Annotated in this window: 7 protein-coding genes; 4 read left to right on the top strand and 3 right to left on the bottom strand. The window is 40.2% G+C overall.

All coding sequences use genetic code 11. The features are described from left to right. Nucleotides 1-349: 349 nt before the first annotated feature. The gene (locus tag EP57_RS03695) at nt 350-5,251 is read right to left on the bottom strand and encodes a SpaA isopeptide-forming pilin-related protein (RefSeq protein WP_052167531.1); all 4,902 of its coding nucleotides are present in this window, start codon (nt 5,249-5,251) and stop codon (nt 350-352) included. Between the two features lie 447 nt (nt 5,252-5,698). On the opposite strand from EP57_RS03695, the gene EP57_RS03700 reads away from it, so the two are divergent. The 3 genes from EP57_RS03700 to EP57_RS03705 all read left to right on the top strand — a co-directional run bounded on the left by EP57_RS03700 (nt 5,699) and on the right by EP57_RS03705 (nt 8,414). After that, on the top strand, nt 5,699-6,418 hold the full coding sequence (locus EP57_RS03700; protein WP_036084351.1) for a YebC/PmpR family DNA-binding transcriptional regulator: 720 nt from the start codon (nt 5,699-5,701) through the stop codon (nt 6,416-6,418). Nucleotides 6,419-6,621: 203 nt separating this feature from the next. Further along, nucleotides 6,622-6,714, top strand: coding sequence for a putative holin-like toxin (locus EP57_RS17135; RefSeq protein WP_221642011.1), 93 nt, complete (start codon nt 6,622-6,624; stop codon nt 6,712-6,714). A 287-nt stretch (nt 6,715-7,001) separates the two neighbouring features. Beyond that, the gene (locus tag EP57_RS03705; protein ID WP_036084353.1) at nt 7,002-8,414 is read left to right on the top strand and encodes an MFS transporter; all 1,413 of its coding nucleotides are present in this window, start codon (nt 7,002-7,004) and stop codon (nt 8,412-8,414) included. Nucleotides 8,415-8,457: 43 nt separating this feature from the next. Here the strand turns inward: EP57_RS03705 and EP57_RS03710 are convergent, their stop codons facing one another. Further along, nucleotides 8,458-8,787, bottom strand: a complete 330-nt coding sequence (locus tag EP57_RS03710; RefSeq protein WP_218017412.1) for a nucleotide pyrophosphohydrolase — start codon at nt 8,785-8,787, stop codon at nt 8,458-8,460. Between the two features lie 18 nt (nt 8,788-8,805). Continuing rightward, nucleotides 8,806-10,443: a DUF2075 domain-containing protein gene (locus EP57_RS03715; RefSeq protein WP_036084355.1), complete on the bottom strand. Its 1,638-nt coding sequence runs from the start codon at nt 10,441-10,443 to the stop codon at nt 8,806-8,808. A 215-nt stretch (nt 10,444-10,658) separates the two neighbouring features. Here EP57_RS03715 and EP57_RS03720 point away from each other — a divergent pair, with 215 nt between their 5' ends. Further along, on the top strand, nt 10,659-12,182 hold the full coding sequence (locus EP57_RS03720) for an AMP-binding protein (protein ID WP_036084357.1): 1,524 nt from the start codon (nt 10,659-10,661) through the stop codon (nt 12,180-12,182). The last annotated feature ends 8 nt before the right edge of the window (nt 12,183-12,190 follow it).

A 12,190-nucleotide genomic window follows, 5' to 3' on the forward strand; every position in this document is an offset into this window, starting at 1 on the left:
CGCTCGCATTGTTGGGACTGTTCGAAGAAACTGAGTTACAGTCCCAATATGCCTACGAGCTTGCGAGTAGGCGTTCCATCAGGATTTGGACGGTGAATTTCCAAGCGGTTCTGCTACACTAACGTTACGCTTAACTTCTCGCATGGTCGGGGATACGACTCCCTCCCTGCTTTCAGTCATCACATACACAAGTATGCTCCGCTTCCGGCTTCCACCAAATCCCCTGAATACAAACGCTTTCGCTCGATTTGTGTAAAGCAGAAAACACGTCTTACCCGAAAAAGGTGGCTCGTGATTTCCTGCTTATTTTGTATGAAAATTAGTTATGTCTTAGGCGGATTTATGGTTATTATTTTCGAGTCAATCTGAACCATGCGGCTATCATTGCTGTGCCGAGAAGTGTAAACAAAACTGTTTCTGCGTTGTTATCGCCGGTTTGTGGTAATTTCGTGTCGGGTTTGATTACTGGTTTCGGTGTTACTTCTGCTTTTGGTATTGGTTGTGGTTGCATTGTTTGTTCCCCTGGTGTTACTTCGAGTGGTTTTGGCGTTGGTGTTGGGGTCACTGGTTTTGTCGGTTTTTCTGGGGTGGTTGGTTTTTCGGGCTCGACTGGTTTTGGTGGTAGGATTTGTGGTGGTAATTTCTTGTTGGTGAATTCGAGCTCGATTAATTCCGGTTTGTCTACTGCTGTTGTGAGAATTGTGAACGGAATTGGTGTGCTGTCTAGTTTATATCCTACCGGCGCGGCTGTTTCTGTGAAGTAGTAATTGCCTGGTGCAAGGCCGCTGGCGCTAATTTTTCCATCTGCGTCTGTTACTAAGCTTGAAATGATCGTGCCATCTTCGCTTAGTAAATCAAATGCTGCTCCTTCAAGTGTTTGCCCACTGTCATTTACTTTTTTTAAAACTACAGAACCTTGATAATCCGTCAATTGTGTTCGCACTTTTACTGGTTCGCCGTTTGCATTGTCTGCGATTGTGAATTCTACTGGCTTTTCGTTGATTAAATAACCTGTTGGTGCCGCAGTTTCGATAAAGTGATACGTTCCTGGTGCCAAGTCAGTGACATCAATGATGCCGTCTAAATTCGTTACCAAATTCTCGCGTATCACGTTGCCTTCTTGGTCTGTCACTTGGAATACAGCGCCTTTTAGTGCCGCGCCATCTTCCCCATTTTTCTTAAGAGAGGCTTTTCCTTTATAGTTCGTAAAATTGTCGAGCATTTCTGTGGCTGGTTTGCCGTTCGCCTGACTCGCAATTGTAAAATGAATCGGTTGCGTGTTTAAGATGTAGCCAGTCGGTGCTTTAACTTCCGTAATCGTGTAATCGCCTGGCGCTAGGTCCGTGGCACTCACTTTACCATCCGAACTGGACGCTAGTGTAGCAACTGTTGCTCCTGTTTGGTCTTGCAAAATGAATGCTGCATCGCTTAGCGCATTTCCTGCGTCATCTTGTTTTTCAAATTCAAAACTTCCTTTGTAGTTCACAAATGGTGCAACATCAACATCTGCGATTTGGCCGTTGCTGTCTTGCGTTACTGCGAACGGAATTGGCTCTGTATTTAAAACATAACCATGTGGCGCGACCGTTTCCACTAAGCGATAATTCGCAGGAAGCAAACCTTCGATGACAAGTCTGCCGTCCGAATCCGTTTCAAACGTTTCATCTCCGCGAATATCTAGCCACTCGTCGCCAACTTGCCATTGTAATTTGAAAATGGCTCCTGAAAGTGCATCATGCGCTTCATTTTGCTTCACAAAGGTTACTTTATTCGCCGCGTTCACGATTTTTTCAGCAATTTTTGCATCCGTCGTGTCTTTCGAAATCGTTACTTTCTTACCGTTTACTAACTCATCGCTGGCTGAGAATCCTTCTGGGGCCTTCACTTCTTTTAAGTAATACGTACCATATGGCAAATTACCAAAAGTCAGCTTACCGTCTTGATCTATCGTGCCTTCACGCACAACGACACGGTTATTCTTATCTAAAAGTTGGAATTTAGCACCGTGCAATATCGCATCGTTCGGGTCGACTTTTTGGAACGTAATGCTACCTTTCGTTCCAACCGCTGTCCCGCCACCGTTTGACACAACAACATCTAGCGTTGTCTCACTGCCACCAGTCACTTCTTCCTCATGATTCCCCGTGATTTTAACATTGTTTGATACTTTATCCTTGTCCCCCGTCATGAGAACCATCGTGCGGTATTGCACCACGTATGCCGTATTCAACTGTTTCGCAAAAGTCACTTTCAATTCCTGCTGGCCAGTCTCATTATCCGTCGTAAGCGTCGCCGTGTAGTCCACATCTTTCGTCAACTTCACATTCTTGTTCACCACAAGCGTCCCGTCAGCATTCACCGTCGTGCCATAAATAACTAACGAAGCCAAATCAATCGACTGATTCGTAGACGGGCGATCCGTCATAACAACATCATCCAACTGCGACAAGCTCGGATTCACAGTCACCGACCAATTCACATAACCGTCATCATCCTGCATCCCTGACTTCACCGCAAATTTGCCGCCGTTCGTCACAGAAACATCCGCGCTTAACGTCTGATCCGGATACGTATCATTTTGAAAAACCGCATCGTTCTTGTAGTTCGCAGAAACAAGTTGACCCTTCACGCTCGTATCGAACTCAATCAAATACATCGCCGCTTTGTCATCTGGGAAGTTCACCGTCAGAGTATTATCATTTTTATTCGAAGGTTCACTAATTAAGAACTCAGAATAATCACTAATTTCCGCACCCTTAACAATCGAGCCGTCATGATTAATCGTATAATGATAAATCTTCACAGAACCCGGCACAAATTGCTGATTTCCAAGAATCGGGTCTACCACTTTCGCATTTTCCAAATCAATACTGTCGTAGTTCACACCAATCGACCATGTAATCAATTTCGTTTGCGCGTTATAAGAACCATTTTTGAAACCATTGTATTTCGTCGGATCATTCGGTTTGAAAACCACAGAGTCCTTACTCGTTTTCGGATCCCCATTTTGATCCATCCAAGTAGCCGAAGCATCATTTTTGAAACTCAACTCAGAGTCGCTACCACGCACCACATTCATATCATATTTCGTATCATAGGAAATTCTGAATTGATTCTCCGTCCCATCTTTGTAACTATTTAAAAACGTAATTTTAAAAACATTCGTACCCTCATCATACACAAAATCATAGTCTGTTCCTGCTACAAGTTCGTGTTTTTGATCCACATCATAAACTTTTAAAGAATCTGGAATTAGCGTCAAACCGCGGCTCAACGTATCTGTCATTTCCCAGTTTTTCATAAAGTAGTGATTTTTATTCACATCGATAACCCACGAAGCCGTCTTCGTATCGTAGTTCACATCGCCAAGTCTCTTCACCAGACTTTGTTGATACATCGTGCCTGTACCGTTGCTGATTTGACCTGTAGAGACATCGACTTTATTCGAAATATTCGTATTTTCGGTTAACGTGCCTGACACACCAGTTTTATAATCAATTTTCACCGCACCATCCACATCATGCAAAAAGTGAATTTCAAAACCGTTTGCCGTCGGAACAAGTTCATAATCTATGCCTTCAACTAGCGCCGCGCCTTGGATTTCCTTACCACTTTGATCAAATGTCATATTGTACAGTTGCACAGAATCACTGACCAAAATCATTTTATCAGAGCCAAAAGTATCTTTAATCACCGCGTCATCTTTGCTAATGTGTTTCTCGCCATAATTGTATTTAATCGTCCAGTCGAATGTTTGGTCTTTCGAATTATAGTTCGTCGCTGATTTCGCAAGGACTTTGCCATATTTCGCGCTCACTGTTGCTGAAGTAGTTAAATCTGTTAAATTATCGCCAATCAATGTCGCATTATTCTTAAAATTAACCGTACCACCTGCAAATGGCTTTTTGTCATCATTGATTTTTGTCGTATATTCCAATCGATAGGCACCGTCAATCGGTTCGGTAAACGTCACATTCCCGTTCGCATCCACCGTATAGCCAGTCGTCACAAGCTTCTCGCTATCAGGAATAACTTTGCCATGCAAATCCACGTCAATCTGATACACTTTCACAGATTCATACGTCAAACCATCCGGAAACGCCTCCGTTACTTTCGCATTATCAATTGTCTTCAAGCCTTTATTAATATCCACATTCCAAATGACACGATCCGGATTTTGCTCCTTGTCAAAATGACCGCTTTTTTCAATCATACCCGCGCCAAAAGGCTTAATCGGAACTTCCGTACTTGGTAAATTGACTTCATCTGGAATCTTAATTGTCATATCGCCAGGTCCGTCAATCGCATTTTCATTAAAACCAGCGTCAAAATGAAGCGTTCCATTCACGTCAGAATTATTTTTCACTTCGTCGGTAAATGTGATCGTCACCTTGCCGTTCGTATCTACCGTCGCTGTCCCAAATTCACCAAGATCAATTGTCATATTTTTAGGAATTTTTATATTGTCAGGTAATTCAAACGTGTAATAATCACCTGCATTTACTAACTCCCCAACATCGTTTGGGATATGCCAGTCAAACGCAAATTCAATTTTATCATTCACGGTTGGCTCCGTTACCACATTGCCGTCCTTATCTCTGTATGTCACTTTCATGTCCGACAAAATCGAACTTTCCTCACTCGGATAACCAAGTTCTGCAAAAATATCTTTCAAGTCACGCGGACCGTTTTCCTTCACTTTTTTCACAACCGTATCGCGTTTTGGAACAGCCGCTTCCTCAGGTTGCGCTGGACTTGCTGGCACTGTTGCCGTTGCTTCCTCTTGTTGAGGCTCGGCAGTTTTACCAACATCTTTCGAAATCACATGCACACCATCCGAAAAAGTCACCTGATCATCCGTACTATCACCAACATATTTACCATTTACTTGAAAATTAAAAACAGTATCCGAATTCCCTGAAATAGGAAAAGTAATCTCATTATTTGTCACATCATATTTGCCAATAACCTGTTGTTGATCATCCGTCACGACAGCATCCTGAATCGCTGAGACCTCCACATTATCAGAAACCTTCACCGTTCCCACTTTTGCTTCATCCGAATGATTTAGCATCCGTCCACTAATCGTATAATTACTCGTTGAATCTGTGTTTTTATTCACAATAATATCCACTAATACAGCGCCGTCTGTCTCTTTTGTATCCGTAGTTGTTTGTGCCAAAACCATTTGCGGTAAAATCATTTGTAGTATCAAGAGAAGAGCAGCGAAAAGACTAAAAAACCTTTTCATCTTGATTCCCCTTCCTATGAAACAAGCCTTCTCAAAAACATGTCAAAGCCAAATCAATATTGCACAAACACCGCATGAATAAAAGAATCTACGCTTATTCATCATTTCAATATCGTTAGTTTACACCTAAACAATTTTAAAAACTAGAGGAAAAACACAAAATGATGATTTAGTAACATTATTCACCTTTTCGTGACAACATGTGCAGTTCCGTCACATTTTCGCCACAATTAGCCGTTTTTATGTTTCATTTGTGAAATGTTTACGCTTTATATATACTAGACATTTTTAAAAACAGTACTTTTGAACCAGTTTTAATTTTCGATTTTTTGGAAATAGAGATTGGTGTTTTTTTGCAAGAATTTCACATCAGACTTAACAAATCGGCCTAATACATTTATAATGAAACAAGTAAAGGAAACTCCTAATCAGAAAGAGAGTGGTAATATGGGCCGCAAATGGGCAAATATTAAAGAAAAGAAAGCATCAAAAGACGCAAATAACAGTCGTATTTACGCAAAATTCGGGGTTGAAATCTATGTAGCCGCAAAACAAGGCGATCCAGACCCACATTCCAATCAAAAACTGCGCTTCGTTATTGAGCGCGCCAAAACATACAACGTACCAAAACACATCATCGACCGCGCCATCGAAAAAGCAAAAGGCACAGGCGATGAAAACTATTCCGAATTACGCTACGAAGGCTTTGGTCCAAACGGCTCGATGGTCATTGTAGACGCCTTAACAAACAACGTTAACCGTACCGCATCAGACGTTCGCGCAGCCTACAGCAAAAATGGCGGAAACATGGGCGTGAGCGGCTCCGTTGCTTATATGTTTGATAATACAGCAATTTTCGGGATTGCCGATAAAGATGCAGATGAACTATTGGAATTATTGATGGAAGCAGACATCGACGTTCGCGATGTACTAGACGAAGATGGTCAAGCGATTGTTTACGCAGAACCAGAAGATTTCCATAGCGTACAAGAAGCGTTGAAAACAGCAGGTATTGAAGAATTCACCGTTGCCGAAATCGAAATGATTCCACAGAATGAAGTAACTTTAGGCGAAGAAGATTTAGTGAAATTCGAGAAAATGCTCGATGCACTAGAAGATTTAGAAGATGTGCAGAAAGTCTATCATAACGTGGATTTAGGAGAATAATAATAAAGAGGTGCATCGCCGATTTGGAATGCACCTCTTTATTTGTGTTCAAATTAATACAATAAGGGTTGTTTTTAATAATATTTTCATATAGAATGGATTATGACAAGTAAATGTTATGAGTAGTTGGCTAACCTCCGAATGAAAGTGGGGTGACGCCTATGATTGTTTTCGCCCCAGTCAGCGAGATTGGAGGTGATAAAATGGAAGTTGGGACGGCAATAGAAATTATGCTTGCTTTTGGGATATACACCCTTGCCCTGTTAACTTACATGAAAAATGATCGAAAAAAATAAACTACTCTTTGGCATGAGGGCTTTCGAGTAGTTTACATTTCTACAAAATAGTCAACCATTCTTAACATGGTCTTGTTAAGGGAGTCATGTTAGCGCATGACTCTCTTTTTCAATCTCATTATAACATGTCTACCTTCTTTTTGCAATGCTTACATAAATTCACGTCATTACGGCTCCACAAATTTATCGATTACAAAATGGATTTCTCGCGGATTATAGCATATACTAACGAAGGACAGTTTAAAATCTGAATTGGAGGAAATAAACTGTATAGAGGGGGCTGAAAAATGGAAAAAACAAATAGACGAAAAACATTAGCACTAATTTCAATCATGCTTGGTGCTTTCATTTCATTACTTGACACTACGATTGTGAATGTCGCGTTACCTGATATAACCGTTGCACTTCATGCTACAAGCCAATCCATTGAGTGGATTATTTCTGGTTATGCACTTGCGTTTGGTGTTGTGCTGATCTTAGCTGGACGGCTAGGCGATCGCTTCGGTCGGAAGAATCTTTATATTTTCGGGATTTTGCTATTTTTAATTATGAGTATTACAGCTGGATACGCGCAATCTGAGGAAAGTCTAATTATTTCTCGGGTAATACAAGGACTTGGCGCCGGCTTATTCTTCCCACAAATCAATGCGGTAATAATGGATATGTACAGTGGCAAACACCTCGGCAAAATTTTCGGGATTTTAGGTTCTGTTATTGGTGTCGGGACAGCAATTGGACCGTTAGCCGGTGGTTTATTAATCGAATTATTTGGCGCTGATAACGGTTGGCGCGCAGTGTTTTTCGTGAATGTACCGATCGTTCTGGTGACACTTGTTTTAGCAATGCTTTACTTGCCAAAACATCAAGCTCCGAAAGAGAAAGTACGCTTTGACATTCCTGGTGTCTTGGGATTAACGCTTGCTTTGATGATGTTGCTTTACCCTGTGATTTCACGTGGTTCCAACGGTTTTAGACTAGTTGATTATATTTGGATGGCTTCATCTATTCCTGTTTTCCTTTTGTTATACTGGTGGAGTGTTCGCCAAGCAAAAAGAGGAAAACAGCCGTTAATTTCACCAAACTTGCTTAAAAATCAGCCATTTGTATCTGGAATGGTACTATCACTTGTTTACTTTGCAGCATTTACGAGTATCTTCTTTATTCTATCCGTGACATGGCAAACAGGTTTTGGTCAATCCGCGATTTCGTCAGGCCTTGCGATTACGCCATTCGCGATTGGGAGTGTCCTCGCAGCTGCGAATAGCAATCGTTTTATCATGAAAATTGGCCGAAAGTTACTACATCTCGGCGTTGTGTTAGTCATTATCGGATTATCTGGCGTTTCACTCGTTTTTCATCTACATGATGGCGTGTTTTCCGCATGGTGGATGGCCTTGCCCCTACTTACCGCGGGAATTGGGAGTGGCTTGATTATTGCGCCGCTTAACAGTTTTACGCTTTCGACGGTCGTTGGTCCTGAACGTGGCGGCGCGAGTGGGATGTTTAACACAGCGCAACGTATCGGTTCGTCATTCGGGATTGCCGTTGTTGGCTCGGTGTTTTTCAGGACGCTAGATCATACCACCGCACACTCGAAGGCTAACGCGTTTTCTGATAGCTTGCAGATGAGTATGTATGTGAATATTGCGTTGTTGGTGGTTTGTTTTGTGTTGGTGTTTAGGTTGCCGAGGAAGATATGAAGAAAAAGCACTGAGATTTCCGCCAAACTCAGTGCTTTATTCTTTAGAAATCAGTATACTTTTTATTACTCCCTTTACTGGTTGAGATTGGGTATTTCAAGTTATTTTTCAGTAGCTTTTCTGCAATAATTTCATCTATATCTAAGCCTAAATCTGAAGCTAGCATAAATGAATATATCAAAATATCTGCAAGTTCCTCTTTCACATTTTCCGTGTCTCCTGCTAAAACTTCCTCGCTAGTTCTCCATTGAAAGTTCTCTAGTAATTCAGCAGCCTCCAATGAAATTGAAATTGATAAATCTTTTGGATTATGAAATTGTCTCCAATCACGCTCATCCCTGAATTTATTAATCTTGTCCATACTCTGATTCAATTTGAAAACCTCCTAATACTATTTATATAACGACATCAATTTTTGCTGTAGCTTAGGGTCACTAGCATAGATATATAGACCATTAATTCCTCGTTTCATTAGAACATTAATAGAGTTTAAGATAATCTGTTGTTTTATTTCACTCATTTTATCCTTAGAAATATCATCTCGTCCTCTGAATGCTTCTAGGTCTTCGTATTTTGTTGTTATAATCTCTAACTCTTGTTTCTCAAAGTTGTATGAAACAGAGGGGCCTAGTATCACACCCACATAATTTAAGTCGAAGCCCTGAATCGTATAAATGGAACCAACTTCATCAATTGTACATTCCTGCTCAGCCCATGTATTTTTATAATGTGTTCTGTTCCATGGTAGTTTGAAATTTCCCTCTTCAATAAAATAATCTTGACCATCTTTTTTATGCATATAATCAAAAGTAGCAACAAGCCTAGACAGACCATATTCTTCGTTTTTCTTTCTAATTTCTTGATACATTTTATCTGCATCTGAAAAAATTTTTAATTCAAAACTGTCCTTTTTATTATCTGGTAGATCTAGTACTTTCTTGTTTGAAAATGCATCTATCCAATTCAATACACGCTCTTCAGCTTGAATTCGAAATTGATTCGTCAGCATAAATACTTCGCTGTGCAAGCCTTTTTTTATACTATCCAACATCTTCGAATCCCAGTAACTTTTTAATTTAAGTACTTGTCTTCTATCAAAAACGACTATTGTGATTTTACTTTGTTTAATAATCTCTTCTAGATGATTATCTTGATTGAAGTTATTATAGCTATCTTTTTTTGAAAGTAGTAGATGAGCCTCGTCTACAAATACAATATCTGCAGTAGCTGCGTCCGATTTCATTTGCTGGTTTATAAAACTTGTTGGCTTCATAAAGCTCTTCTTTTTTAAATTTGGGAGACTTTCTGAAATTTCCTTATATGTTTTAAGCATTTCTTGGTGATTAACTAACAGGTAGTTTTTAGTACCATATAGTTTGGAAGATTTGTCGTATGAAAGATCTTGAATGGTATTAAAAGTAGAGCTCAAAACTACGCTTTTTCCTGTACCAGCATCTCCTTCAATAAAGAAAATACTGTGTTGCTCATCATTGATGTGCTTTTTGCAGTAATCAATTATATGATATTTCAAATCCATTTGTTCTGCCGATAGTTCTTTATACGGTGATAACTTAAAAACATCCTTATTCCGTAAATCTTCCAGAGACTCCCTTACAACTTTATGTTGCCTCAATTCTTCCCATATATGCTTGAAAAAAGTTTGATCATAGTATTCTTTATTGTAGTAGTCATGCATTTTGCTATCCATAGTTTGACTTTTGTTTTGCAACTCGTATTTTTTATCTGCAATAAAAAAGTTAATTAAGTTCGTTTCTATATTGTAAGTCGCAGATTGATTAAACTTCTCATTGCCAATAAATAAAGCTGTATCGAGTTTTTTTCTTGAAGCATCACTTAGATGCTTTTGCATTCTTCTTTGTAAGTGCACTGTTTGCCCTATATATGCCGTTTCTTTTTTGGCATTTGTATACAGAATATACACTATTGGATAGTTGTTAAAGTATGTTGCATTTATTTCTTGGATAGAAGCTTTTTTAAATTTTTTTATCTGTATCAGTTCTGAAGCCATATCATCTCTCCTAGTAATGCTTTGATTTTTTGTTTATGTATCTTTAGTATAATATACCGTTTGATTTCACGCATGTATAAACTGATTTAAAAATGAAATATTATCCTCTATTTCCCAAAATATTTTTGCATACTTTTTCACTAAGCTCTGTAAATCCCGCTTTCAAAATGCTATAATAACCCCATCACAACTAAAAAGGAGTTGACCATCCACCCATGTTTAACAAATACAAACCGCTAAATCTTTATTCTAATTTCGCCGAGGCTGCTGAGAAATTTCCGACGCAGGCTATTTACTTTGATGAGCTGCTGACTGCTTTTCCTGAGCTGCAATTGCAAACTACATATCTCGGGGCTAAGGATGCATTAATCACGAAGGCTTCGCAAATTCATACTCTTGGGGTTAAAAAGGGCGAGAAAGTTATTATTTATAAGTCTGCGAAATTCGACACGTATCTCTTGGCTGTTGCTGTTTCTTATCTTGGCGCGGTTCCGATTATGATTTCGCCGCATCTTCCTGCTGAAACGATGGATATTCTTGTTTCTCGGCTGGATGATCCTTGGATGATTTTTGATGGGGATACGGCGCATAAAGCTCAGATTCTTCAGAACATCTCTAAGCAGAAATTGATTGCTGTTGAGGAAATTCTTGCGACTGCTTTTGAACAACCTTGCGCTCAAGGCAAATTACCTCTAGACACGATATCTTACATGACGCACACTTCTGGAACGACTGGTGTGCCTAAGTTGATCGCTCACTCGGCGAATTCGATGGGATGGCGGACGAAATGGCAAAAGAATATTTTGAGCTTGATTCGTAAACGTGGGCTTGTTGCTTTTCATATTTCGCCTGTACATTCTCGTTTTAATATTGGGATTTCGTCGTTGATGGCGAAAGGTTTTCCGTTGTTACCGATTGCCAATCCAAGTCGGGAGAATGTTACGAAGGTTTTGATGGATTACGAGCCGATGGTTTTGGAAACGCATCCGAATCATTTTGTGCAGTGGGCCTCGCTTGCTCGGGATAAGCCGGAAGTTTTTCAAAGTTTGAAGTATTATCATTCGACATTTGATGCGATAAACAAGGAGACGATGGCAACGTTTTTGCGTTGTTCGAAACACGCGAAACCAGTGTTTCTGCAAGTGTATGGGCAAAGTGAATGTGGGCCGATGATTATGCGCTTCCATACAAAGTCTTCGCTCCAAAATACGAATGCGCGGGCGATGGGAATTGGGATGCCGCGGCTGACGAAAGCTCGGATTGTGGATCAAAATGGGAAGCCTGTCAAAGCTGGTGTGAGCGGTAATATTCAGATGTTCTCGAAAGGTCGGGCGCTGACGTACTACAAAGAGACGCCTCGTTTTGAGGAAAATGTATACGGGGCTTGGTGGGACAGTGGCGATTACGGTGTGAAAAGTCGTTTCGGCGTACTATCTTTGCTTGACCGCCAAGTGGATTTGGTTGATAAAATTGAAAGTACACTTGCTATCGAGGACGCGATTCTTGATGAGCTGACATTTTTAGATGAAGTTGTTATTATTCGTGGGGAAAACGGCAGTCCACAGCCAATCATCGCGGTAAATGAGAGTAAAGAAATGAACTGGGATTTGTGGTGGAAAAAGGTCTCTGATATGCCGCATCTAAATGAGCCGATTATTATGAAATATGAGGAAATGCCTCGTACGGCGACGATGAAAATTCAGCGACTAGAGTTAGAACGTTCTTTACAGCAAAACTAAAAATAAAC

It is taken from the genome of Listeria booriae, from assembly GCF_000766865.1.
In the GTDB taxonomy this organism is placed as follows: domain Bacteria; phylum Bacillota; class Bacilli; order Lactobacillales; family Listeriaceae; genus Listeria_A; species Listeria_A booriae.

What these genes read in the sequence shown, in the direction of transcription:
- EP57_RS03720 (WP_036084357.1), top strand. Translation starts at nt 10,659, where the DNA reads ATGTTTAACAAATACAAACCGCTAAATCTTTATTCTAATTTCGCCGAG.
- EP57_RS17135 (WP_221642011.1), top strand. Translation starts at nt 6,622, where the DNA reads ATGGAAGTTGGGACGGCAATAGAAATTATGCTTGCTTTTGGGATATAC.
- EP57_RS03700 (WP_036084351.1), top strand. Translation starts at nt 5,699, where the DNA reads ATGGGCCGCAAATGGGCAAATATTAAAGAAAAGAAAGCATCAAAAGAC.
- EP57_RS03715 (WP_036084355.1), bottom strand. Translation starts at nt 10,443, where the DNA reads ATGGCTTCAGAACTGATACAGATAAAAAAATTTAAAAAAGCTTCTATC.
- EP57_RS03705 (WP_036084353.1), top strand. Translation starts at nt 7,002, where the DNA reads ATGGAAAAAACAAATAGACGAAAAACATTAGCACTAATTTCAATCATG.
- EP57_RS03695 (WP_052167531.1), bottom strand. Translation starts at nt 5,251, where the DNA reads ATGAAAAGGTTTTTTAGTCTTTTCGCTGCTCTTCTCTTGATACTACAA.